This is a genomic window from Angustibacter speluncae (assembly GCF_054777815.1).
The window spans coordinates 65,528-89,895 of record NZ_BAAHAF010000034.1; the positions used below are offsets into that span (position 1 = coordinate 65,528).

The 24,368-nt window shown below is 74.3% G+C and carries 20 protein-coding genes; 12 read left to right on the plus strand and 8 right to left on the minus strand.

What is annotated here, in order from left to right; all coding sequences use genetic code 11:
- Positions 1–4: 4 nt before the first annotated feature.
- Together panB and ACYVKY_RS03910 are read right to left on the minus strand one after the other, a co-directional pair.
- Positions 5–886: a 3-methyl-2-oxobutanoate hydroxymethyltransferase gene (panB, locus tag ACYVKY_RS03905; protein WP_460433682.1), complete on the minus strand. Its 882-nt coding sequence runs from the start codon at positions 884–886 to the stop codon at positions 5–7.
- Between the two features lie 9 nt (positions 887–895).
- Entirely contained in the window at positions 896–2,938 is a 2,043-nt protein-coding gene (locus tag ACYVKY_RS03910; protein WP_460433683.1) for a glutamine-dependent NAD(+) synthetase, read from the minus strand.
- A gap of 63 nt (positions 2,939–3,001) precedes the next feature.
- On the opposite strand from ACYVKY_RS03910, the gene ACYVKY_RS03915 reads away from it, so the two are divergent.
- The 3 genes from ACYVKY_RS03915 to ACYVKY_RS03925 are packed head-to-tail and all read left to right on the plus strand — an operon-like array spanning position 3,002 to position 8,153.
- On the plus strand, positions 3,002–4,348 hold the full coding sequence (locus ACYVKY_RS03915) for a glutamine synthetase family protein (RefSeq protein ID WP_460433684.1): 1,347 nt from the start codon (positions 3,002–3,004) through the stop codon (positions 4,346–4,348).
- Positions 4,345–5,088 (plus strand): type 1 glutamine amidotransferase, encoded by a 744-nt coding sequence (locus ACYVKY_RS03920; protein ID WP_460433685.1) that lies wholly within the window; start codon positions 4,345–4,347, stop codon positions 5,086–5,088. Before ACYVKY_RS03915 ends, ACYVKY_RS03920 begins: the two co-directional genes overlap by 4 nt.
- The gene (locus ACYVKY_RS03925; RefSeq protein ID WP_460433686.1) at positions 5,085–8,153 is read left to right on the plus strand and encodes a bifunctional glutamine-synthetase adenylyltransferase/deadenyltransferase; all 3,069 of its coding nucleotides are present in this window, start codon (positions 5,085–5,087) and stop codon (positions 8,151–8,153) included. Before ACYVKY_RS03920 ends, ACYVKY_RS03925 begins: the two co-directional genes overlap by 4 nt.
- Here the strand turns inward: ACYVKY_RS03925 and ACYVKY_RS03930 are convergent.
- On the minus strand, positions 8,144–9,112 hold the full coding sequence (locus ACYVKY_RS03930; protein WP_460433687.1) for a DUF389 domain-containing protein: 969 nt from the start codon (positions 9,110–9,112) through the stop codon (positions 8,144–8,146). The genes ACYVKY_RS03925 and ACYVKY_RS03930 overlap by 10 nt on opposite strands.
- Between ACYVKY_RS03930 and ACYVKY_RS03935 the strand changes: the two genes are divergently transcribed.
- The 7 genes from ACYVKY_RS03935 to ACYVKY_RS03965 are packed head-to-tail and all read left to right on the plus strand — an operon-like array spanning position 9,111 to position 16,919.
- Positions 9,111–9,311: a hypothetical protein gene (locus tag ACYVKY_RS03935; protein WP_460433688.1), complete on the plus strand. Its 201-nt coding sequence runs from the start codon at positions 9,111–9,113 to the stop codon at positions 9,309–9,311. The genes ACYVKY_RS03930 and ACYVKY_RS03935 overlap by 2 nt on opposite strands.
- Complete coding sequence (kdpF, locus tag ACYVKY_RS03940; protein WP_460433689.1) at positions 9,308–9,397, plus strand: K(+)-transporting ATPase subunit F; 90 nt, start codon at positions 9,308–9,310, stop codon at positions 9,395–9,397. The genes ACYVKY_RS03935 and kdpF overlap by 4 nt, the downstream gene beginning before the upstream one ends.
- Positions 9,397–11,058, plus strand: a complete 1,662-nt coding sequence (gene kdpA / locus ACYVKY_RS03945) for a potassium-transporting ATPase subunit KdpA (protein WP_460433690.1) — start codon at positions 9,397–9,399, stop codon at positions 11,056–11,058. The genes kdpF and kdpA overlap by 1 nt, the downstream gene beginning before the upstream one ends.
- On the plus strand, positions 11,055–13,097 hold the full coding sequence (kdpB, locus tag ACYVKY_RS03950; protein ID WP_460433691.1) for a potassium-transporting ATPase subunit KdpB: 2,043 nt from the start codon (positions 11,055–11,057) through the stop codon (positions 13,095–13,097). The genes kdpA and kdpB overlap by 4 nt, the downstream gene beginning before the upstream one ends.
- Positions 13,098–13,112: 15 nt before the next feature.
- Positions 13,113–13,712 (plus strand): potassium-transporting ATPase subunit C, encoded by a 600-nt coding sequence (gene kdpC / locus ACYVKY_RS03955; RefSeq protein ID WP_460433692.1) that lies wholly within the window; start codon positions 13,113–13,115, stop codon positions 13,710–13,712.
- 7 nt (positions 13,713–13,719) lie between these two features.
- The gene (locus ACYVKY_RS03960) at positions 13,720–16,224 is read left to right on the plus strand and encodes a sensor histidine kinase (protein ID WP_460433693.1); all 2,505 of its coding nucleotides are present in this window, start codon (positions 13,720–13,722) and stop codon (positions 16,222–16,224) included.
- Entirely contained in the window at positions 16,221–16,919 is a 699-nt protein-coding gene (locus ACYVKY_RS03965) for a response regulator transcription factor KdpE (protein WP_460433694.1), read from the plus strand. The genes ACYVKY_RS03960 and ACYVKY_RS03965 overlap by 4 nt, the downstream gene beginning before the upstream one ends.
- On the opposite strand, the gene ACYVKY_RS03970 is transcribed toward ACYVKY_RS03965, so the two are convergent.
- The gene (locus ACYVKY_RS03970; protein ID WP_460433695.1) at positions 16,898–18,238 is read right to left on the minus strand and encodes an NAD(P)/FAD-dependent oxidoreductase; all 1,341 of its coding nucleotides are present in this window, start codon (positions 18,236–18,238) and stop codon (positions 16,898–16,900) included. The genes ACYVKY_RS03965 and ACYVKY_RS03970 overlap by 22 nt on opposite strands.
- Before the next feature lie 126 nt (positions 18,239–18,364).
- Here ACYVKY_RS03970 and ACYVKY_RS03975 point away from each other — a divergent pair, with 126 nt between their 5' ends.
- Both ACYVKY_RS03975 and ACYVKY_RS03980 read left to right on the plus strand, forming a co-directional pair.
- Complete coding sequence (locus tag ACYVKY_RS03975; protein ID WP_460433696.1) at positions 18,365–18,685, plus strand: hypothetical protein; 321 nt, start codon at positions 18,365–18,367, stop codon at positions 18,683–18,685.
- The gene (locus ACYVKY_RS03980) at positions 18,682–19,257 is read left to right on the plus strand and encodes a GNAT family N-acetyltransferase (RefSeq protein WP_460433697.1); all 576 of its coding nucleotides are present in this window, start codon (positions 18,682–18,684) and stop codon (positions 19,255–19,257) included. Before ACYVKY_RS03975 ends, ACYVKY_RS03980 begins: the two co-directional genes overlap by 4 nt.
- Before the next feature lie 15 nt (positions 19,258–19,272).
- Here ACYVKY_RS03980 and ACYVKY_RS03985 read toward each other — a convergent pair whose 3' ends face one another.
- From ACYVKY_RS03985 to ACYVKY_RS04000, 4 genes are read right to left on the minus strand one after another with little or no spacing between them, the layout of a single operon-like run.
- Positions 19,273–20,088, minus strand: a complete 816-nt coding sequence (locus tag ACYVKY_RS03985; protein ID WP_460433698.1) for a class I SAM-dependent methyltransferase — start codon at positions 20,086–20,088, stop codon at positions 19,273–19,275.
- On the minus strand, positions 20,085–20,648 hold the full coding sequence (locus tag ACYVKY_RS03990) for an RNA 2'-phosphotransferase (RefSeq protein ID WP_460433699.1): 564 nt from the start codon (positions 20,646–20,648) through the stop codon (positions 20,085–20,087). Before ACYVKY_RS03990 ends, ACYVKY_RS03985 begins: the two co-directional genes overlap by 4 nt.
- Before the next feature lie 32 nt (positions 20,649–20,680).
- The gene (locus tag ACYVKY_RS03995; RefSeq protein ID WP_460433700.1) at positions 20,681–22,726 is read right to left on the minus strand and encodes an ATP-binding protein; all 2,046 of its coding nucleotides are present in this window, start codon (positions 22,724–22,726) and stop codon (positions 20,681–20,683) included.
- Positions 22,723–24,240 (minus strand): glycosyltransferase family 2 protein, encoded by a 1,518-nt coding sequence (locus ACYVKY_RS04000; protein ID WP_460433701.1) that lies wholly within the window; start codon positions 24,238–24,240, stop codon positions 22,723–22,725. The genes ACYVKY_RS03995 and ACYVKY_RS04000 overlap by 4 nt, the downstream gene beginning before the upstream one ends.
- Positions 24,241–24,368 lie beyond the last annotated feature (128 nt).

Genomic DNA, 24,368 nt, shown 5'->3' on the forward strand with positions numbered 1-24,368 from the left:
GGGTTCAGCTGTCGAAGGTGTGCTCGGGGGCGGGGAAGGTGCCGGACGCGACGTCGGCGGCGTACTCGCGGGCGGCGCGCGACAGCTCGCCGCGCAGGTCGGCGTACCTGCGCACGAACCGCGGTGCCTTGCCACCCCGGAGGCCGGCCATGTCCTGCCAGACCAGCACCTGCGCGTCGCAGTCGCTGCCGGCGCCGATGCCGACGGTCGGGATCGCCAGCGCCTTGGTGACCTCGGCCGCGAGCGGCGCCGGCACCATCTCCATCACGATGGCGAACGCGCCGGCGTCCTGCAGCGCGATCGCGTCGGCCAGCAGCTCGTCGGCGCCCTTCCCGCGGCCCTGCACGCGGTAGCCGCCGAGGGCGTGCTCGCTCTGCGGGGTGAAGCCGACGTGCGCCATGACCGGGACGCCGGCGTCGACGAGGTGGCGCACCGTCTCGACCACCCGGTGCCCGCCCTCGAGCTTGACGCCGTGCGCCCGGCCCTCCTTCATGAACCGCGTGGCCGTGGAGATCGCCTGCTGCGGTCCCTCCTGGTAGGACCCGAAGGGCAGGTCGGCCACCACCAGCGCGCGGCGCACCGAGCGGGTGACGGCGCGCACCAGCACGAGCATCTCGTCGACCGTGACCGGCAGCGAGCTCTCGTACCCGTAGACGTTGTTGGCGGCGGAGTCACCCACGAGCAGCACGGGGATGCCCGCCTCGTCGAAGATCTCGGCGGCGTACTGCTCGTAGGCGGTGAGCATCGCCCACCGCTCGCCGCGCTCCTTCATCTGCTGCAGGTGGTGCACGCGCACCCGCGGCGCTGGGCCGGCGGCGGTGGCCGCGGCCGGACCGGTGCCGTACGGGGCGGGCTGCTCCGCCGGGCTCGTCGACGAGCTGCTCATGCCAGCACGCTACTCGGCGGGGACGTTCGCCTCGATCTCGGCCAGCCAGGCGGCGGCCGAGGCGTCCGACGGCATCCGCCAGTCACCCCGGGGCGACATCGTGCCGCCCGGGCTGACCTTCGGGCCGTTGGGGAGGGCCGACCGCTTGAACTGGTTGGCGAAGAAGCGGCGGACGAACACCTCGAGCCACCGGCGGACGGTGGGCAGGTCGTAGGCGACCCGCAGGTCGTCCGGGAAGCCGGGTGGCCACTCGCCCTGCTCGGCGTCGTGCCACGCGTGCCAGGCGAGGAAGGCGATCTTGCTGGGACGGAACCCGTGCCGCACCACGTGGAAGAGGGTGAAGTCCTGGAGCGCGTACGGCCCGACGGAGTCCTCCGTGGCCTGGGGCTTCACGCCCTCCTGGTCGGGCACCAGCTCGGGCGTGATCTCCTGCGCGACGATCTCGCGCAGCACCTCGGCGGTCTCGTCGCCGACCTCGCCGCTGCCGGCGACCCAGCGGATCAGGTGCTGCACCAGCGTCTTCGGCACACCGCCGTTGACGTTGTAGTGCGACATCTGGTCGCCGACGCCGTACGTGCACCAGCCGAGGGCGAGCTCGCTCAGGTCGCCCGTGCCGAGCACGATGCCGCCGCGGTGGTTCGCCAGCCGGAACAGGTAGTCGGTGCGCAGACCGGCCTGGACGTTCTCGAAGGTGACGTCGTAGACGGGCTCGCCGCGGCTGAACGGGTGGTCGAGGTCGTCGAGCATCTGGCGCGCGGCAGGCGTGATGTCGATCTCCTCGAACGTCACGCCGAGCGAGGTGGCGAGCCGGGTGGCGTACCCCTTCGTGCGCTCGCCGGTCGCGAACCCGGGCAGCGTGAACGCGTGGATGTCGCTGCGCGGGCGGCCGAGCCGGTCCATCGCCCGGGCCGCGACCACCAGCGCGTGCGTGGAGTCGAGCCCGCCGCTGACCCCGACGACGACCTTGGGCTGGCCGATCGCGTCGAGCCGCTGCTCGAGGCCGGAGACCTGGATGTTGTAGGCCTCGTAGCAGTCGAGGGCCAGCCGCTGGGGGTCGTCCGGGACGAAGGGGTAGCGGTCGACCTTGCGCCGCAGACCGGTGTCGCCGCCGGCGGCGCCCAGCTCGAAACCGATGCGGCGGAAGGCCCGGGTGGCCTCGGCGTGGCTGCGCCGGTTCTCGTCGAAGGTGCCGACCTGGCGCCGGGTCTGGACGATGCGCTCGAGGTCGACGTCGGCGACCGAGGCGCGCGGGCCGTCGGGGAAGCGCTCGGTCTCGGCCAGCAGGTCGCCGACCTCGTAGACCATCGTCTGGCCGTCCCACGACAGGTCCGTGGTCGACTCGCCCTGGCCCGCGGCGGCGTAGACGTAGGCGGCCAGGCAGCGCGCGCTCGCGCTGCGGACGAGCAGGCGGCGGTCCTCGGCCCGGGCCACCGTGATGGGACTGCCGGACAGGTTCAGCAGCACGGTGGCGCCCGCCAGGGCGGCCACGGCGCTCGGCGGCACCGGCACCCACATGTCCTCGCAGACCTCGACGTGCACGACCAGGTCGGGCACGTCGGTGGCGGTGAACAGCAGGTCGGGTCCGAACGGCACGTCCTGGCCCGCGACCCGCACGGTCGAGCCGGCGCGGTCGTCGCCCGGAGAGAACCAGCGGTGCTCGTAGAACTCGCGGTAGGTGGGCAGGTACGACTTCGGCGCGACGCCGAGCACCCGTCCGCGGTGCACCACGACGGCGCAGTTCAGCACCCGGGAGCCGTGGGCGAGGGGCGCGCCGACCACCAGCACGGGGGCGAGGTCGGCCGAGGCCTCGACGACGCGCTCGAGCCCGCGCAGGACGCCCTCGAGCAGGGTCTGCTGCAGGAACAGGTCGTCGGCGGAGTAGCCGGACAGCGCCAGCTCGGGGAAGACGGCGACCGCCACGTGCTCGTCGTGCGCGCGCCGCGCCTGCGCCAGGACGGCCTCGGTGTTCGCGCCGGGATCGGCCACCGACACGGGCACGGTGCACGCCGCCACGCGCACGAACCCGTGGGCCCGGGCGGAGTAGAAGTCCACCTGCTGATCCTGTCACGCGAGGCGGGGTACCCGCCGGTGGACGCCGTCCAGCACACTGGCGCCATGGACCGTCAGCAGGAGTTCGTCCTCCGCTCCATCGAGGAGCGCGACATCCGCTTCGTGCGCCTGTGGTTCACCGACGTGCTCGGGTTCCTCAAGTCCGTCGCGATCGCGCCCGCCGAGCTCGAGCAGGCCTTCGAGGAGGGCATCGGGTTCGACGGCAGCGCGGTCGAGGGGCTGGCACGGCGGTCCGAGGCCGACATGCTGCTCAAGCCCGACCCGTCGACGTTCCAGGTGCTGCCGTGGCGGGCCGACCCCAAGGGCGGCAACCTCAGCGCCCGGATGTTCGCCGACATCCTGAACCCGGACGGCGAGCCCGCCGCCGCCGATCCGCGGAACGTGCTGCGCCGCACGCTCTCCCGCGCCGCCGACCAGGGGTTCACCTTCTACACGCACCCCGAGATCGAGTTCTACCTGCTGCACAAGGGGTGGGCTCCCGGCCAGGAGGCCGTGCCGGTCGACGACGGCGGCTACTTCGACCACGTCCCCCGGGGCGCCGCGCACGACTTCCGCCGCGCGGCGATCACCGTGCTCGAGAACATGGGCATCTCGGTGGAGTTCAGCCACCACGAGGGCGGCCCGGGCCAGAACGAGATCGACCTGCGGTACGCCGACGCGCTGGCGACCGCCGACAACATCATGACGTTCCGCGCCGTGATCAAGGAGGTCGCGCTCGAGCAGGACGTGTTCGCCTCGTTCATGCCCAAGCCGCTCGCGGCCCACCCCGGCTCGGCGATGCACACGCACATGTCGCTGTTCGAGGGCGACCGCAACGCCTTCCACGAGGCCGGTGCGCAGTACCAGCTGTCGAAGACGGCGAGGCAGTTCATCGCGGGCCTGCTCGTGCACTCCGCCGAGATCTCGGCGGTCACCAACCAGTTCGTCAACTCCTACAAGCGGCTGTGGAGCGGCGGCGAGGCGCCGTCCTACGTCTGCTGGGGCCACAACAACCGCTCCGCCCTCGTGCGGGTGCCGATGTACAAGCCGGGCAAGGGCCAGTCGGTGCGCATCGAGCACCGCGGGCTCGACAGCGCCTGCAACCCCTACCTCGCCTACGCCGTGCTGCTCGCCGCGGGCCTCAAGGGCATCGAGGAGGGCTACGAGCTGCCGGAGGGCGCCGAGGACGACGTCTGGTCGCTGACCGACGCCGAGCGCCGCGCCATGGGCATCGACCCGCTCCCGAGCAGCCTCGAGGCCGCGATCCGCGAGATGGAGGGCTCCGAGCTCGTCGCCGAGACCCTCGGCGAGCAGGTCTTCGACTTCGTGCTGCGCAACAAGCGCGAGGAGTGGCAGGACTACCGCCTGCAGGTGACGCCGTTCGAGCTGCGGCGCTACCTGCCGGTGCTGTGACCGCGCCGGCCGGCGTCGCCCGGGTGCTCGTCGTCGAGCACCAGGCGACCTGCCCGCTCGGCCGGCTCGACCCGTTGCCGGGGTGCGCCACCGAGGTGGTGCGGCCGTACCGCGGCGAGCCGCTGCCCGCCGACCTCGCCGGGTACGACGGCCTCGTGGTGCTGGGCGGCGAGATGGACTCGTGGGACGACGACGGGTACCCGTGGCTGCCGAGCACCCGGGTGCTGCTGGCGCAGGCGGTCGACCGCGGCGTCCCCGCGCTCGGGGTGTGCCTCGGGGCGCAGCTGCTCGCCCTCGCGACCGGCGGGCACGTCGCCCGCGGCGAGCGGGGCCCCGAGCTCGGGCTGCGCGAGGTGGCGCTGCTGCCGGCCGCCGCCGACGACGCCCTCGCCGGGACGCTGCCGGCGACGGTCGCGGCGCCGCAGGGCCACCTCGACGCCGTCCACGCGCTGCCGCCCGACGCCGTCGTCCTCGCGTCGTCGGACCTGTACCCGCACCAGCTCTTCCGGGTCGGCTCGTCGGCGTGGGGCGTCCAGTACCACCCCGAGGTCACCGAGGCCGACTTCGCCGTGTGGATGGCGAACGACCACGACCTGCTCGCCGCGCAGGGCCGCACACCCGAGCAGGAGGTGGCGGCGCTCGTCGGCGCCCGGGCCGAGCTCGACGCGTCGGCGCGGTCGCACGCGCAGGCGTTCGCCGACGTCGTGCTGCGGACGCGGACCCCGGCGGTCACCGGGTGACCCGCTCGGCCCGTCCGAGCAGCCGGGCCGGCGCGGTCGCGCGGCTCGGCTTCGCCGACTCGGCGCGCGCGCTGCGCCTGCTCGAGGACCCGCACCTGGCGGGGATCGTCGACCCGATGGAGGACGTCTTCGCCGACGGCGTGGTGCGCGCCCTCGCCGACACCGCCGACCCCGACCAGGCGCTGCTCGCCCTCGTCCGGCTGCTCGAGGCCGTGCACCGCGACCACGCGGCGTCCGAGCGGCGCGGGCAGGATCGTCCGGACCTCGACCCCGGCGGGCTGCACGCACTCGTGCGCAGCCCCGGGCAGCCCCGCGACCGGCTGCTGGCGGTGCTGGGCGCGTCGTCGGCGCTCGGCGACCACCTCGTGCGCCACCCCGAGCACTGGCGGGCGCTCACCGAGCCACCGCCGCGGCTGCCGGACGACCTGGTCGAGGGGCTGCTGCGTGCCGTCGGGGCCGACCCCGCCGACGCGGTGCCGGTGGCGCGCACCGACGACGACGGCGGCACCCGCGGGGCGACCGACGCGCTGCGGGTCGCCTACCGCCGCCGGCTGCTCGCGCTCGCGGGCCGTGACCTGGCGCACCCCGACCCCGCCGAGGTCGTCGACCGCACCAGCCTCGAGCTGGCCGACCTCGCGTCCGCCGCACTGGAGGCCGCCCTCGCGGTGGCGCGCGCCGAGGAGCCCGACCACGGCGCCGGGTGCCGCATCGCCGTGATCGGCATGGGCAAGTGCGGGGGACGCGAGCTCAACTACGTCAGCGACGTCGACGTCATCCACGTCGTGGAGCCCGCCGAGGGGGTCGACGAGGACGAGGCGCTCGCCACCGGCACCCGGCTCGCGACCGCGCTCGCCCGGGTCTGCTCCGCGCAGACCTCCGAGGGGACGCTGTGGCCCGTCGACGCGGCGCTGCGGCCGGAGGGCAGGGCCGGGCCGCTGGTGCGGACGCTGCGCAGCCACGAGCAGTACTACGACCGCTGGGCCCGCACGTGGGAGTTCCAGGCCCTGCTCAAAGCCCGGCCCGTGGCGGGCGACCGCGAGCTCGGCGCGCAGTACGTCGAGCGGGTCGCGTCGCTGGCCTGGCAGGCGGCCGGCCGCAAGGACTTCGTGCCGGACGTGCAGGCGATGCGCCGCCGGGTCGAGCAGCACGTGCCGAGCAAGGAGGCCGACCGCCAGCTCAAGCTCGGGCCGGGCGGGTTGCGCGACGTCGAGTTCAGCGTCCAGCTGCTGCAGATGGTGCACGGGCGCACCGAGGAGCAGCTGCGCACGGGCAACACCCTCGAGGCGATCGAGCAGCTGTCGACGTACGGGTTCATCGGCCGCGACGACGCCGCGGCGCTCGACCGGGCCTACCGCGACCTGCGCGTCATCGAGCACCGGCTGCAGCTCGCCCGGCTGCGCCGCACCCACCTGCTGCCCACCTCCGACGACGACCTGGTGCGGCTGGCGGCGTCGGCGCGGCACGAGGACCGGCAGGCGCTGGAGCGGCGGCTGCGCGACACCCGCGCGCTGGTGCGCTCGCTGCACGAGCGGCTGTTCTACCGCCCGGTGACCGCGGCAGCGGCCCGCCTGTCGGCCGACGAGGTGCGGCTGACGACCGAGGCGGCGCAGGACCGCCTGCACGCGCTGGGCTACCACGACCCCGCGGGCGCGATGCGCCACCTCGAGGCGCTGACCGAGGGCGTGAGCCGGCGCGCGGCGATCCAGCGGCAGCTGCTGCCCGTCCTGCTCGGCTGGTTCGCGGAGGGAGCCGACCCGGACGCCGGTCTGCTCGCGTTCCGCAAGGTCAGCGAGGCGCTCGGCACGACCCACTGGTACCTGAAGATGCTTCGCGACTCGGGCGCCGCCGCCGAGCGGATGGCGCGGGTGCTGAGCAGCGGCCAGTACGCCGCCGAGCTGCTCGCCCGGTCGCCGGAGTCGACGCGCTGGCTGGGCGACGACGCCGAGCTCGCCGCCCGCCCGGTCGACCGCGTGACTGCCGAGGCGGAGCGCGCTCTGCAGCGGCACGACGAGGCTGCGCCGGCCGTCGCGTCCGTGCGAGGGGTGCGCACGCGCGAGGTGCTGCGGACGGCGATCGCCGACCTGGCCGGCCTGGCTGACCTCCGCGAGGTGGGCCACCGGCTGTCCGACGCCGCGCAGGCGGCCGTCGTCGGCGCACTCGCGGTGGCAGAACGCACTGTGCTGCAGGAGCGTTCGCTCGACGAGGCTCCGGCGCGGCTCGCCGTGATCGGCATGGGGCGGCTCGGCGGTCGCGAGCTGGGGTACGGGTCCGACGCCGACGTGCTCTTCGTCCACGACCCGGTGGGCGACGACGCGGCGGCGGCCCAGGAGTTCGCGCACGCCGTGCTCACCCAGGTGCGGGCGTCGTTGCGCGCGAGCGGGCCGACGCTCGCGCTCGACCTCGACCTGGGGCTGCGTCCCGAGGGTCGCGACGGACCCCTGGTGCGCTCGCTCGACTCGTACCGCCGCTACTACGAGCGCTGGTCGGCCGGCTGGGAGTCGCAGGCGCTGCTGCGGGCGGTGCCGATCGCGGGCGACGACGAGCTCGGCCGCACGTTCTGCGACCTGGTCGACCCGCTGCGCTACCCGCAGGACGGTCTCGACGACGCCGCCGTGCGCGAGCTGCGCCGGATCAAGGCCCGGGTCGAGTCCGAGCGCCTCCCGCGCGGCACCTCGCCGCGGCGCCACCTCAAGCTCGGGCCCGGTGGGCTCGCCGACGTCGAGTGGACGGCGCAGCTGCTGCAGCTCCAGCACGCGGGACGCCACCCGGCGCTGCGCACCACCAGCACCCTCGACGCCCTGCGCGCCGCCGAGGACCAGGGCCTGCTGGCGCCCGCCGACCGGCGCGACCTCGAGGCGTCGTGGGTGCTGGCGTCCCGGCTGCGCAACGCCCTCGTGCTGTGGCGCGGTCGTCCGACCGACGTGATGCCCACGGCGAGAGGCGATCTGGACGGTCTCGCGCAGCTGGTGGCCGGCGACGCCGGCACCGCCGGCGAGCTCGAGGACGAGGTGCTGCGGACGATGCGGCACTGCCGCACCGTCGTCGAGCGCGTCTTCTACGGCTGAGAGGCCGCGACCCGCCCGCGCCGGCGGAAGCGGCGCACCCCGCGCCACACGACGCGCTGCACCAGCAGGGTCAGCGTCCCCGCGACGACGAGCCCGGCGACGTTGAGACCGAGCTGGGCGAGCGAGCCCTCGATCTCCGGGGGGTCGGCGAAGGCGAGGCCGAGCGCGAGGTTGCCGAGCGCCGGCACGGTGGTGACCGAGATGAAGACGCCGACCAGGACGTTGCTGCGCCCCGAGGTCAGCGAGAGCACGCCCGCGGCGCCGGCGAGCAGCGCGACGACGAACGACCAGCGGTCGGGGTTCCACACGAAGTCGGTCTGCGGTCGCGGCGCCAGCACGTCGTCGAGCGTGACCCAGCCGGCCGCCCGGCCGATCAGCGCGACGACCACGGCCACGAGGACGGCGACCGCGAACCCCAGCAGCAGCTGCCGCGCGGCGGCCAGCAGCAGCCGGCCGTCCCGGACGACCGCAGCGAGGGCGAGGGCGGCCACGGGGGCGAACTCCGGCCCGAGCACCATCGCCCCGATCACCAGCACCGACGAGTCGAGCACGACCGCGATCGCCGCGAGCAGCGTCGCCAGCACGAGGAAGACGTAGAACGACCAGGTGGGACGCACGCCGTCCCAGGCCTGCTCGACCACCATCGGCCACACCACGCCGTCGTCGGGGGCACCCGGCGCAGCGCGCTCGGCCAGCCGCGCGCGCCGGGTGGGCGCGCCGTCGACGGTCTCGAGCGCGAGCGTGCCGTGGTCGTTGACGCCGAGACCCTCGAGGTGCCGCAGCACGTCCGAGGCGCCCTCGCGCGCGACGTCGCAGAGCAGCGCGTCGCCGGTGGGACGGCGCGCGGCGCCCGGCAGCACCACCAGGCCGGTGACCCGCGGGTCGCCCTCGAGGTAGTCGGTGACCGGACCGGCGAGGTCCGGCGGGACGGTGATCCGCAGGTGCAGCACGTCGCACATGGTGGCGCACAGCGCGACCTCGGCCCGCCAGGACGACGTCAACCCCGGTCGCGGCGCCGTCAAGGAGGCGTCAAGGACGACGGGTGCGCGGACGCGGCGGGAGTGGACTGGCGCCATGACCGATCTGCTCTTCGTCGCCCTGGTGCTGGCGGTCTTCGTCGCACTGGCGCTCCTGGTGAGGGGGCTCGACCGCCCGTGACCGTCCTCGACGCCGTGGGCCTGGTGGTCGCCGTCCTCGTGGCGGGCTACCTCGTCGTGACCCTGCTGAAGCCCGAGAGGTTCTGATGTCGAGCACCGTCGCGGGCGTCCTGACCGTCCTCGTGCTCGTCGCCGCGCTGGCGGTGGTGCACAAGCCCCTCGGCGACCACGTCTTCCGCTCGCTCACCTCGCCGGACCACCTGCGGGTCGAGCGCGCGTTCTACCGCCTCACCCGGGTCGACCCGGACGCCGACCAGCGCTGGAGCACCTACGCGCTGTCGGTGCTCGGCTTCTCCCTCGCCTCGGTGCTCCTCCTGTACCTGCTGCAGCGCACCCAGCAGTGGCTGCCGCTGTCGCTCGGCCTGCCGGCCGTGCCGCCGGACGGCGCGTTCAACACGGCGATCTCGTTCGTGACGAACACGAACTGGCAGTGGTACTCCGGTGAGGCCGTGATGGGCCACACCGTGCAGATGGCCGGCCTGGCGGTCCAGAACTTCGTGTCCGCCGCTGTCGGGCTGTGCGTCGCGGTCGCACTGATCCGGGGGTTCACCCGCTCGGTCACCGACCGCCTCGGCAGCTTCTGGGTCGACCTGACCCGCACGGTCGTGCGCGTCCTGCTGCCGCTGTCCATGGTGGGGGCGCTCGTCCTCGTCGCGTCCGGCGTCGTGCAGAACCTGTCGGGGCCGCTCGAGGTCACGACGCTGACCGGCGGCGCCCAGACGCTCCCCGGTGGGCCGGTGGCGAGCCAGGAGGTGATCAAGGAGCTCGGCACGAACGGCGGCGGCTTCTACAACGCCAACTCGGCCCACCCCTTCGAGAGCCCCAGCCCGTTCACGAACCTCTTCGAGATCTTCCTGCTGCTCGTCATCCCGTTCTCGCTGCCGCGCACCTTCGGTCGGATGGTGGGGAACACGCGCCAGGGGTACGCGCTCCTCGCGACGACGGGTCTGCTGTGGTTCGCATCCGTCACGGCCACCGCGTTCTTCGAGCGGCAGGGCCGCGGGCTGGTGCCCGAGGCCGTCGGTGCGGCGATGGAGGGCAAGGAGGTGCGCTTCGGCATCCCGTCCTCGGCGCTGTTCGCGGCCTCGACCACGGGCACCTCGACCGGGGCCGTGAACTCCTTCCACGACTCGTTCACCGCGGGTGGCGGTGGCGTCGTGATGCTCAACATGATGCTCGGAGAGGTCTCGCCCGGCGGCGTCGGTGCAGGTCTCTACGGCATCCTCGTGCTCGCGATCGTCGCCGTCTTCCTCGCCGGCCTGATGGTCGGGCGCACGCCGGAGTACCTGGGCAAGAAGATCGGCAAGCGCGAGATGACCTGCGCCGCGCTCTACGTGCTGGCCATGCCGACCGCGCTGCTGGTCGGTGCCGCGGTGGCCGCCGTCACCCCGGCGGGCCTGGCCGGCCTGCAGGACAGCGGATCCCACGGGCTCAGCGAGATCCTGTACGCGTTCGCCTCGGCCGCCAACAACAACGGCAGCGCGTTCGCCGGCCTGACGGTGGCCACGCCCTTCTACAACACCGCACTCGGCCTGGCCATGCTCGTCGGCCGGTTCGTGCCGATCGTGCTCGTGCTCGCCCTCGCCGGATCGCTCGCCGCCCAGCGACCGGTGCCGTCCGGCCCGGGCACCCTGCCGACCACCGGGCCGCTGTTCGTCACCCTGCTGACCGGCGTCGTCGTCGTGGTCGCGGGGCTCACCTTCCTGCCCGCCCTGATGCTCGCCCCGATCGCGGAGGCCCTCCAGTGACCGTGTCGTCCGGGGTCTTCCACCCCACCCAGCTCGTGCGGTCGCTGCCGGAGGCCGTCCGCAAGCTCGACCCGCGCGCCATGGTGCGCTCGCCGGTCGTGTTCGTGGTCGAGATCGGGTCGGTGCTCACCACCGTCGCTGTCGTCGTCGAGCCGACGGTGTTCACCATCTCGATCGCCCTGTGGCTGTGGGCGACGGTGCTGTTCGCCAACCTCGCCGAGGCCGTCGCGGAGGGCCGGGGCAGGGCGCAGGCCGCCGGCCTGCGCACCGCCCAGCAGCAGACCACCGCCCGCCTGCTGCGCGACGGCGTCGAGACCGAGGTCGCGTCCACGTCGCTGGCCGTGGACGACCTGGTCGTCGTCGAGGCCGGCCAGATCATCCCCGGCGACGGGGACGTCGTCGAGGGCGTCGCCAGCGTCGACGAGTCGGCGATCACGGGCGAGTCCGCACCGGTGATCCGCGAGTCCGGCGGCGACCGCAGCGCGGTCACCGGCGGCACCACGGTGCTGTCGGACCGCATCGTGGTGCGGATCAGCAGCAGGGCGGGGGAGTCGTTCCTCGACCGGATGATCGCCCTCGTCGAGGGCGCCGCCCGGCAGAAGACGCCGAACGAGATCGCGCTGTCGATCCTGCTCTCCAGCCTCACCCTGATCTTCCTGCTGGCCGTGGTGACGCTGCAGCCGTTCGCGGTCTACTCCGGCCGGGCGCAGAGCACCGTCGTGCTCGTGGCGCTGCTGGTCTGCCTGATCCCGACGACGATCGGGGCGCTGCTGTCGGCCATCGGCATCGCCGGCATGGACCGCATGGTGCAGCGCAACGTGCTGGCCATGTCCGGCCGTGCGGTCGAGGCCGCCGGCGACGTGGGCGTCCTGCTGCTCGACAAGACCGGCACGATCACCCTCGGCAACCGGCAGGCGTCCGAGCTGGTCCCGGTCGGCGGCGTCTCCGAGGCGGTGCTCGCCGACGCCGCGCAGCTGTCGTCCCTCGCGGACGAGACACCCGAGGGGCGGTCGGTGGTCGTGCTCGCCGCGGAGCGGTACGGGCTGCGGGCGCGCGCCGAGGGCGAGATGCCCGGCGCGACGTTCGTGCCGTTCACCGCGCAGACCCGGATGAGCGGCATCGACCTGGTCGAGGGCGGGCGCGACACCCAGGTGCGCAAGGGTGCCGCCGGCGCGATCGTGCGGTGGGTCGGGGAGACCGGCGGTACCGTCCGCGACGACCTGACCACCGTGGTCGACCGCGTGAGCGGCGAGGGCGCCACCCCCTTGGTCGTCGCCCGCCGCGTCGCCGACCAGCCCGCCCAGGTGCTCGGCGTCATCGTGCTCGAGGACGTCATCAAGGAGGGCATGCGCGCACGCTTCGACGAGCTGCGCGCGATGGGCATCCGCACGGTGATGATCACCGGCGACAACGAGCTCACCGCCCGTGCCATCGCCGAGAAGGCCGGGGTCGACGACGTGCTCGCGGAGGCGACGCCGGAGGACAAGCTCGCGCTGATCCGCAAGGAGCAGGAGGGTGGACGACTGGTCGCGATGACCGGCGACGGCACGAACGACGCGCCGGCGCTCGCCCAGGCCGACGTCGGCGTGGCGATGAACACCGGGACGACCGCCGCCAAGGAGGCCGGCAACATGGTCGACCTCGACTCCGACCCCACGAAGCTCATCGAGGTCGTGGAGATCGGCAAGCAGCTGCTCATCACGCGCGGCGCCCTCACCACGTTCTCGATCGCCAACGACGTCGCGAAGTACTTCGCGATCCTGCCGGCGATGTTCGTCGGGCTGTTCCCGCAGCTCGAGGCCGCGAACGTGATGCGGTTGTCGTCCCCGGAGTCGGCGATCCTGTCCGCGGTGATCTTCAACGCGCTGATCATCGTGGCGCTGATCCCGTTGGCGCTCAGGGGAGTTCGCTACCGCCCGGGTGACGCCGGCTCGCTCCTGCGCCGCAACCTGCTGGTGTACGGCCTCGGCGGCCTGGTCGCCCCGTTCGTCGGCATCAAGCTCGTCGACCTGCTCGTCTCGCTCCTCCCGCTCTCGTGAACCGGATCACCTGACATGACGCACCTCACCGCACTCGCCCGCCAGACCGTCGCCGGACTGGTCGTCCTGCTCGCGTTCACCGCCCTGCTGGGCATCGCCTACCCGCTCGCCGTCACGGGCGTCGCCGCCCTCGGCGGCGACCAGGCCGACCGCCAGCTGCTGCGCGTCGACGGCGAGGTCGTCGGCTCGCGCCAGATCGGCCAGCTGTTCGTGGGCGAGGGCTGGTTCCGCTCGCGCCCGTCGGCCGCCGGGGACGGGTACGACGGGCTGGCGAGTGCGGCGTCCAACCTCGGCCCGAACAACCCCGACCTGCTCGCCTCGGTCGAGGAGCGCCGAGCCGCGGTGGCCGAGGCCGAGGGCGTCGACCCGGACGAGGTGCCGGCCGATGCGCTCACCGCCTCGGCCAGCGGGCTCGACCCCGACATCAGCCCCGAGTACGCGCGGCTGCAGGTCGAGCGGGTCGCGCGCGAGCGCGACCTGCCGGTCGAGCAGGTGCGCGACCTGGTCGCCGAGCGCACGCTCGGTCGCACCCTGGGGTTCCTCGGCGAGCCCCGGGTCAACGTGCTCGAGCTGAACCTCGCCCTGCAGCGGCTGGCCGAGGGCGCAGGAGGATGATCGAGCCGTGGCACGCGGACGGCTGAGGGTCTACCTGGGCGCGGCCCCCGGCGTGGGCAAGACCTACACGATGCTCGGGGAGGGGCGACGCCGTGCCGAGCGCGGCACCGACGTCGTGGTCGCGGTCGTCGAGACCCACGGACGCCCGCACACGCAGGAGATGCTCGAGGGACTCGAGGTGGTCCCTCGCACCGTCGTCGACCACCGCGGTGCCAGCCTGACGGAGATGGACGTCGACGCCGTGCTGCGCCGCCGACCCCAGGTCGCGCTCGTCGACGAGCTCGCGCACACCAACGCGCCCGGGTCCCGCAACGACAAGCGCTGGCAGGACGTCGAGGAGCTGCTCTCGGCCGGCATCGAGGTCATCTCGACGGTGAACATCCAGCACCTGGAGTCACTCAACGACGCCGTGGCCGCGATCACCGGTGTGGTGCAGCGCGAGACGGTGCCGGACGAGGTCGTGCGTGCCGCCGACCAGATCGAGCTGGTCGACATGGCGCCGCAGGCCCTGCGGCGGCGGATGGCGCACGGCAACGTCTACGCGCCCGAGAAGGTCGACGCCGCGTTGTCGAACTACTTCCGCGAGGGCAACCTCACGGCCCTGCGTGAGCTCGCGCTGCTCTGGCTCGCCGACCGGGTCGACGCCGCGCTGGAGCGCTACCGGGCGAGCCACGACATCGCCGAGAGCTGGCCTGCGCGCGAACGGGTGGTCGCCGCCCTCACCGGTGGGCCGGAGTCCGAGACGGTGGCCCGCCGTGCGGCCCGGATCGCCTCGCGCGGCGCAGGCGGCGAGCTGCTCGCCCTGCACGTGCAGCGCAGCGACGGCCTGGCGGGTGCCTCGCCGGCGGCGCTGGAACGCCAGCGCGCCCTGGTCGAGAGCCTCGGCGGCAGCTACCACGCCGTGGTGGGCGACGACGTGGCGAGCGCCGTCCTCGACTTCGCCCGCGGCGTCAACGCGACCCAGGTCGTCGTCGGCGTCAGCCGGCGGTCGCGCTGGCGGGCGCTGGTGCAGGAGGGGGTGGGTGAGCGCATCACGCGCCTGTCCGGGCCCGTCGACGTGCACCTGGTGACCCACGACCGCGCGGGCAGGGGCGACGGCCGGGCGCGACGACCGGAGCTCCTCGGCCGCCGCCGTCGGGTCGGCGGGTGGGTGCTGGCCGTGCTGGGCCCGGTGGCCCTGGCGGGCGGGCTGCTGGTCACACCGCAGCTGCACGACCTGCCCACCGAGCTGATGCTGTTCCTCGCCCTGACCGTCGCGGTCGCGCTGGTCGGCGGCCTGTGGCCCGCGGTCGTCGCCGCCGTGGTCGGCAGCGTGCTGGTGAACCTGCTGTTCACCCCGCCGACCGGCACCCTCACCATCGCCGACCCGGAGAACCTGTTCGCACTCGCCGTGTTCGTCGTGGTCGCGGTGGCCGTGGCCAGCGTGGTCGACCTCGCCGCCGGGCGCACCAGCCAGGCCGTGCGCAGCCGCGCCGAGTCGCTGGCCCTCGCCGAGCTCTCGCGCTCGGTGCTCCAGGGGCAGGACACCGCACCGGCGCTGCTCGAGCGGATGCGCCAGACCTTCGGTCAGCAGGGTGCGGCGCTCTACGAGCGCGACGAACCGGGGGCGCCCTGGCGCCAGGTGGCGCTGTGCGGCGAGGACCCGGGGCCCACGCCGTCCGGCGCCCAGGTGGTGGTGCGGATGTCGCCGACGCTGCGGCTCGGCCTGGTCGGACGGGTGCTGCCGGCCACCGACCAGCGGGTGCTCGAGGCGTTCGCCGCGCACGCCGTGCTGGTGCTCGAGCGGCAGCGGCTGCGCGAGCAGGCCGACCAGGCGGCCGAGCTGCGCGAGGGCAACGAGATCCGCACCGCCCTGCTGGCTGCGGTCTCGCACGACCTGCGCACGCCGCTCGCGTCGATCAAGGCGGCGGTGAGCAGCCTGCGCGCCGACGACGTGCAGTGGGACGACGACGACGAGCAGGAGCTGCTGGAGACGGTCGCCGACGAGTCCGACCGCCTGCAGCGGCTGATCGACAACCTGCTCGACCTGTCGCGACTGCAGACCGGCGCGGTCGCGCCCGCGCGGCGTCCGGTCGCGCTCGACGAGGTCGTGCTGCGCGCGCTCGACGCCGTCCCGTCCGCCCGGGTGCGGGTCGAGGTCGACGAGCAGCTGCCGCTGGTGGTGACCGACCCCGGCCTGCTGGAGCGGGTGGTGGCGAACGTCGTCGAGAACGCCGTGCGGCACAGCCCGTCCGGGACGCCCGTGACCGTGCAGGCCGCCGCCGTCGGCGAGCGGGTGCACCTGCGGGTCTGCGACCGCGGTCCCGGGGTGCCCGAGGCCGACCGCGAGCGGATGTTCGACGCGTTCCAACGGCTCGGCGACGCGCCCGCCGGGCACGGCGTCGGGCTGGGGCTCGCCGTGGCGCGCGGGCTCGCCCGCGCGGTGGGCGCGGGGCTGGAGGCCGACACGACGCCCGGGGGAGGGTTGACCATGACGGTGACGTTGCCCGTGGCAGAGCAGGTTCCGGCGTGAGCGCGACCTCGCGCGCCGGACGCGTGCTCGTCGTCGAGGACGACCCGGCGCTCCAACGCGCGTTGGCGATCAACCTGCGGGCGCGGCACTGGGACGTCACGACCGCCTCGACCGGTGCCGAGGCGCTGGAGCGCGCGGCGGGGGGCCACTACGACGTCGTGGTGCTCGACCTGGGGCTGCCCGACCTCGACGGCACCGAGGTGCTGGCGGGGCTGCGGGGCTGGACCCGCGTCCCCGTGATCGTGCTCTCGGCGCGCACCGACAGCCACGACAAGGTCGAGGCGCTGGACGCGGGGGCCGACGACTACGTGACCAAGCCGTTCGGCATGGACGAGCTGCTGGCCCGGCTGCGGGCGGCGCTGCGGCGGGCGGCACCCGCGGACGTGGACGACCCGGTGGTCGAGGCGGGTGCGCTGCGGATCGACCTGGCGCGCAAGAAGGTGGCCCGCGACGGCAGCGACGTGCGGCTCACGCCGACGGAGTGGAACCTGCTCGAGGTGCTCGTGCGGCACCGCGGGCGCCTGGTCGGCCAGAAGCAGCTGCTGCAGGAGGTCTGGGGGCCGCAGTACGGCACCGAGACGAACTACCTGCGCGTGTACGCCGCCCAGCTGCGCCGCAAGCTCGAGGCCGACCCGTCGCGCCCGGTGCACATCGTGACCGAACCCGGCATGGGCTACCGCTTCGAGACCGGCTGAGGCTGCTCGAGCCCGGACGCGTCGGCCGGCACCTGGTCCTGCACGGGCTGGGTCGAGCGCTTCTGCTCCCAGTCGCCCAGGATGACGTTCACGTTGCGCGGCCAGCTGAGGTACCGGACCGCGAGGTTGGTCATCACTGCGAGCCGGTTGCGGTTGCTCAGCAGGAAGAACACGTGCAGGGCGACCCACGCCAGCCACGCGAGCGTGCCGCGCATCCCGATGTTGCCCGGCAGCTGGGCGACGGCCGCGCGGCGGCCGATCGTCGCCATGATGCCCTTGTCGGTGTAGTGGAACGGCGTGCTGCCCATGCCGGCGAGCAGCCGCGAGATGGTCTCGGCCACGTGCATCCCGTGCTGGATGGCCGGCTGGGCGAGCTGCGGGAGCGGCGACTCCGTGTCGCCCGACACGTCGCCGATCGCGAACACGTCGTCGAAGCCGACGACCCGCATGTCCGGGCCGATCTGGATGCGGCCGCCGCGTCCCTGCGGCAGACCCCAGGTCGACACGACCTCGTGCGCGGTGACGCCGGTGGCCCAGATGACCGACTCGGTGCGGATCACCTCGCCGTCCTTCAGCCGCACCTCCGACGGCGTCACCTCGGCGACCGCCGTGTCGAGGTGCAGCTGGACGCCGCGCTTGCGCAGCGCCTTGGCCGAGTACCGGCGCAGCGACGGCTTGAACGGCCCGAGCACGTCGGAGGCCATCTCCACGAGGTGGACCTTGATCTTGGAGTTGTCGAGCTCGGGGTAGGCGTGGGGCAGGGCGCTGCCGACCATCTCGGCCAGCGTGCCCGCCATCTCGACGCCGGTGGCGCCGCCGCCGACGACCACGACGTTCGTGGTGGCCTGCTTGCCCTCCTCGATCGCGAGCTGCTCGAGCCGGCTGAACAGGTGGTCGCGGGTCGTCAGCGCCTCGCGCCGGGTGTAGATGAGCAGCGAGTTCTCCTTGGCGCCGGGGATGCCGAAGAAGTTCGCGGTGACACCGGTCGACAGGACCAGGTAGTCGTAGTCGATGCGGTCGCCGTCGGCGAGCTCGACCTGCTTGACGTCGGTGTGCAGGCGCACGACGGTGCCCTGGCGGAACCGGGCGTTGCGGAACTTCGAGGTGAAGGCGCGCAGCGCGTACGTGACGTCGCCGGGGTTCAGGCCGCCGGTCGCCACCTGGTAGAGCAGCGGCTGGAAGGTGTTGTAACCGTTGCGGTCGACGAGCAGCACGTCGACGTCGGCCCAGCGCAGCGCCGCCACCGTCGACATGCCGCCGAACCCTGCTCCGACGACGACCACTCGTGGGCGGGTACGGTCTCGCGGTGCGGTGCTCATGGGGTCCTCTTCCCTCGGCGGCTTCCACTGGTTCCAACAGTGCCCGCAGCAGCCGCATGCCGCCGCCCGGGGTGCCCTGTGGGTGAGGTCGGTCACGCGCCGTCGCAGCGCACCTATCCTCCCACCATGACCGCCGCCGACGCGCACCAGGGACCGCTGGCGATCCCGTACGTCGACCACCACCAGGGGCCCCGGCGCGTCCTGGTGCTGCACCTGCAGCGCTCCAGCACGGTCGCGAGCGTGCCGCTGGTCGGCGTCGACGGCCGCACCTACGTGGTCGTGTGGGGCACGGTCGCGTTCGAGGTGCCCGCCGACCGGCCGGTGCACCTGTCGGTGCACCTGCAGCTCGACCGGCTGGCGTACGCCGCCTCGACGCTGCTGCTGCCCCAGCACAAGGCCGAGCTGACGTACTCGGTCAGCTGGGGACGTGGCGCCGAGCTGACGTGAACCCCTGGGAGCGGGTCGACGCCGGCGACGGCGTGCTGCTGCGGCGTCCGGTCGCCGGCGACGCCGCCGGCGTGCTGGCCGTGCACGGCGACCCGCGCGTCTACGAGCACGACCCCGACCTCACCCAGACCGACCTGGCCCAGGCGACCGAGTTCCTGCGCGAACCGCTCGAGCACTGGGAGCGCTGGGGTTTCGGCTTCTGGACGGTGCTCGTGCCCTCGTCGTGGTGGGGCGAGGGCGAGCCCGGGCCGCTGCCCGCCGACGGCGACCGCGTGCACGCCGGCCTCGGCGGCATCCGGCACCACGTGATGGCGGGTGAGCCCGTGCTGAACGTCTACTACCGGCTCGCGCCGCAGGTGCAGGGCCGCGGGCTGGCCGGACGGGTGCTCGACGCCGCCACGCGGATGGCGCCCTCGGTCGCGCCGGGCGTCGACCTCGTCGTGCGCACCCGGCCGGCCAACGCCGCGGCGCGCCGGGTCGCCGAGCGCGGCGGGTTCGTCGACGAGGGCCTCGAGCCGGGCACCGACGACATGCAGCTGCTGCGGCTCCGCGCCGGGTCACCGTCCCGCTGAGCGAAGGGCACGGTGCTAGACCCCCTCCCGGGGGGCGGGCGCCGAGCTCTTCGGTGGTGCGGCCGTCGCGACGAGCACGCGTCCGCCCACGTCGGGGTCGGTGCGGACGGTCGCCTCGAGGCCGGCCCCGCGGGCCGCAGCCAGCGCACGCTGCTCCTGCACCTCCGCGACCTCCACCGTCACCAGCCCGCCGGGCGCCAACCAGGCCGTCGCGCCGGCCAGCACGCGCCGCACCACGTCGAGGCCGTCGGCCCCGCCGTCGAGCGCGACGAGCGCCTCGTGGTCGCGCGCCTCGGGCGGCATGCCGACCACCGCCTCGCTCGGGACGTACGGCGCGTTGCAGGTGAGCACGTCGACGCGACCCCGCAGGTCGGGTGGCAGGGCGTCGAACAGGTCGGACGCCACCACGCGCCCGCCCACCGGCTCGGCGTTGCGCCGGGCGCAGGCGACGGCGTCCGGGTCGACGTCGGACGCGACCAGCGTCAGCGGCCGGTCGGTGCCGGCGAGCACGGCGACACCGACGGCTCCCGTGCCGCAGCACAGGTCGAGCACGACGGACCTGCGTGCGTCCGCCGCGAGGTGCTCGAGCGCGACGTCGACCATCAGCCCGGTGCGGGTACGCGGGACGAACACGCCGGGCGCCGTGCGCACCCGGACGCCGTGGAAGTCCGCGAAGCCCACGACCACCTCGAGCGGCTCGCCGCCGACCCGTCGCGCCAGCAGCCGCTCGAGCTCGTCCGGCCCGGACGCCGCCGACCGCAGCAGGCCCGCCTCGTCCTCGGCGAAGACGCACCCGGCCGCGCGCAGGCGGTCGACGACCTCGTCGCTCACGCGGCCCCGCCGTCGACGACCTCCAGGTAGCGCGGCGGCACGGCGTCGACGAGCCAGACGCCGTTGCCGCTGCAGCGGAAGACGTGTCCGTCGGCCGCCATCGCGGCCGCGTCGACCCGCAGCAGCACGGGCGCACCGCGGCGGGCGCCGACGACGCGGGCGGTCGCGACGTCGGGGGACAGGTGCACGTGGTGCCGTTGCCGGGGCGCGAGCCCCTCGGCGAGGATCGCTCCGAGGAACCGGTCGACCGTGCCGTGCCAGAGCACCGCGGGCGGGTCCTGCGGGTCGAGCCCGAGGTCGACGGGCACGCTGTGCCCCTGCTGGGCGCGGATACGGGTCCCGGTGCCGTCGAACGCGAACCGCTGCTTGTCGGACGTGCGCACCACCTCGTCGAGCGCGGCGCGCGAGACGTCGACGTCTGCCGTCCGCAGCGCCTCGAGCAGGTCGTCGACGCGTACCCACCCGGCGGGGTCGAGCGTCAGACCGACGGAGGCGGGGTCGTGCCGCAGCACGAGCGACAGCCGCTTCGACAGGCGGGTGATGGACGACGACCGTGACATGAGGTCAGTCTGACATGAAAACCGCGGGGTCGTCACCCGTCCCGGTGCAGCGGCAGCCGCACCGTGACGGTCGTGCCCTCGCCCTCGGTCGACTCCAGCTCGATCGACCCGCCGTGCTGCTGCACGACGCCCTGCACGATGACCAGCCCCAGGCCGGTGCCGGGGATGGCGCGGGCGGTGGCGTTGCTCGCCCGGAAGAACCGGTCGAACAGGTGCTCCTGCTCGGCCGCCGGGATCCCGATGCCCTCGTCGGCGCACCGCACCACGAGCTGCTCGCCGTCGACGCGCGCGTCCAGGCGCACCGCCCGTCCGGCCGGGGTGAACTTCACGGCGTTGCTCAGCAGGTTGAGCAGCACGCGCTCGAGCTGCAGCAGGTCGCCGCGCACCGTGGTGCCGTCCGGGGGCGGGTCGACCTCGACCCGCACCGACCCGGCGGCCGCCTGCGGCGCGACGGCCGCGGTCGCGGACGCGAGCAGTCCGGTGACGTCGACCGGCTCGGACGCCGAGCGCAGGCTGCCGCTCTCGATCCGCGACAGGGTGAGCAGGTCCTCGATCAGCGCCCGCAGCCGCTCGGTGTTGCGGGTGACGACGTCGAGCATGCGGTCCATCGCGGGCGGCACCTCACCCGCGTCGCCGTCGCGGATCATCTCGGCGTAGCCGGCGATCGAGGTGAGCGGCGTCCGCAGCTCGTGCGACACGGTCGACAGGAAGTCGCTCTTCTGCCGGTCGAGCTCCTGCAGCCGGTCGACGAGCTCGAGCTGCTGCTCGAACAGCGCCGCGTGCTCGAGGGCGAGCGCCAGATCGGCGGCGACGGCGCGCACGGTCGTGATCTCGGCCGCGCTGAAGGGCCGCGCGGCACCCGTCCACACCAGGGTCAGGACGCCGAGGACGGCGTCGCCGCTGGCCACGGGCGCGGTCACGAGTGCGGTGGCGTCGACCCGCTGGGCGAACGGCTGCGCCCGTTCGGTCCGCATGAACGCCGAACGGCGGGTGTTCTCGACCGCCCGCACGTCGCCGGACACCCACAGGTGCCAGGCGTCGCGGACCGACACCACCTCGCGGCTGGGCAGGGTCGGCGGCTCGGTGCCGGGCCGGTTCCAGCTCGCCCGCACCGGCCCGAACTCGCTGTGGTCGGCGGGGTCGGACGGCACGGCGGACCCGCCCTCGACCAGACGCACCCACGCGTGGTCGACCGAGATCGCCTCTCCCAGACCGGTGACCGCCGCGAGCGCCGCGGCACCGGCGTCGAGCTCGGACCGCACGGCGCGGCCGGTGTCGGCGGCGAGCTGGCGCAGGCGCCCGGCCTCCTCGCGCTCGTCGCGGAGCCGGTCGGCGTCGTCGGCGAGGGTGTTCACGGCCCGGGCGACGCTGCGCACCTCCGCGGGTCCCTCGTCGGTGCGCGCCCTGGCCGCCGACTCACCCATCCGCAGCCGCTCGACGACGCGCCGCAGCCGCGCGATCGGCACCACGGTCCAGCGCACCGCGCGCACGGCCGACCCGCCGCCGACGACCGCCGCCAGCACGGCGAGCGCGGCGACCACCGCGACACCCACCGACCGGATCGCCTCGGCCTCGCCGAGCACCGCCTGCCGCTCGTCGCGCAGCAGCTGGTCGAGCCGGTCGTTGGCGTCGCGGAACCGGTCGAGCAGCGCCTGGCTGCGCAGCGGGGCCGGTACGGCGCCCCCGTCGGTCGCCGGGCGGGCGTACTCGTCGTACCAGGCGGCGGCGGCGACGCGCTGCTCGTCGACCAGGTCGACGACGCCGGGCACCTCGCCCGCCAGCCGCTCGACCCGGTCGAGGGAGGCATCGGCCGTGTCGCGGCTGCCGCGGTAGGGCGCGAGCAGCTGCCGCCCGCCGAGCAGGAAGCCGCGGACGCCCGTCTCGGCGTCGACCAGCGCCTCGAGCGCCTCGGAGTTGGCGAAGACGGCGGGCGTGAGCCCCTGCGAGACGCGGTCCTGGCGGGAGCTGACGAGCAGGATGACCGCCGTGCCGCTCAGCCCGACCAGCAGGATCAGCACGACCAGGATCACCATGACCCGGGTCAGCCGGCCCGCGAGCGATGAGGCCCTGCCGCTCACGGCGCGTCGGGTCCCGCCCCGGTGCGCGTGCGCGCCGCGATCGTGCTCTCGGCGGTGTCCTCGAAACCGGTGCGGGTCATCGTCCCCCACGTCGAGGCGCGGCCGCGCAGGCCGGAGACCAGGCCGCGGACGCGCCACCACGCGGTCAGCTGGCGGTAGCCGACGTTCTCGGCGACGGCGGCGAGCACGGCCACGAGCAGGTCGCGCCAGCGCCGGTAGCGGTGGAACGAGAACTCCTCGACGCACAGCGCGGCCAGGGTGACCAGCAGCGCGTAGCCGTAGGCGACCAGCAGGAACAGCAGGGCGTACTGCACGTCGACGACCCCGAGCAGCAGGCCGAGCAGCAGCAGCACCACGCCGCCGAGCTCGATCACCGGGGCGGCGAGCTCGAACACCCAGTAGTACGGGACGGCGACCAGGCCGAGGCGCCCGTACCGGGGGTTGAGCAGCATCCGGCGGTGGGTCCAGAGCACCTCCCACAGCCCGCGGTGCCAGCGGCGCCGCTGCCGGCCGAGCACCGCCGCGGTCGACGGCACCTCGGTCCACGACACGGGCTCGGCGACGAACACGACGCGGTAGGCGCGCTTGTCCTCGCGCATCCGGCGGTGGATGCGCATCACGAGCTCGAAGTCCTCGCCGATGGTCTCGTGCAGCCCGCCGACGGCGACCACGACGTCGCGGCGGTACAGGCCGAAGGCGCCGGAGATCAGCACGAGCGCCTGCAGCCGCGACCACCCGGTGCGGCCGAGCAGGAAGGCGCGCAGGTACTCGACGACCTGGATGCGCGGCAGCCACCGTCGCGGCATCCGGACGTCGACGACGCGGCCGGCCACGACCTGGCTGCCGTTGACGGCCCGCACCACGCCGCCGGTCGCCACCGTGCGCAGGGGGTCGTCGGCGAACGGCTTCGCGACCACGAGCAGGGCGTCGGGGTCGAGCAGCGAGTCGGCGTCGACCATCGCCACCAGCGGGTAGCGCGCGACGTTGAGCCCGGCGTTGAGTGCGTCGCTCTTGCCGCCGTTGACCTTGCGCACCAGCACCAGCGGCGTCCGGCCGTCGCGCGGGACGTGCACGGACTCGATGGCGCCGCGGGTCGGTACGTCGTCCGGGACGACGCGGGGCACCTCGACCAGGTCGAACGCCTCGACCAGCCGGCCGGACGTGCGGTCGGTCGACCCGTCGTCGACCACGACGACCTCGTGCTCGGGGTAGCGCAGCGCGAGCATCGCCCGCACCGACGCCACGATGCTGAGCTCCTCGTTGTAGCCGGGGACCAGCACCGACACCGGCTGGGTCAGCGGGCTCGCCGCCGCCTCCTCGAGCCCGGCGAACGGCACGCGCCGCAGGTGCCGCGCGAACTCGAGCGCGGCCAGGGTGATGAGCACCAGGTAGCTGGTGTTGATGACCACGAAGTAGACGAGCACCGGCACGTCGACGACGTCGAGCACGGCGCGCACGACGGGGGTGACGCCGGCGTCCTCGAGCCAGGTGCGCAGCCCGTCGAGCCAGGTCACGCGACCAGCCCTCGCAGCCGCGCGGTCGCCAGCGCCTCGCGCGCGTGCGCGCCGCGCTCGGGGTCGTCGGCGAGCGCCGACAGCGCGGCCAGCCCGGTGCCGCCGCTGCGCACCAGCGAGCCCGCGGC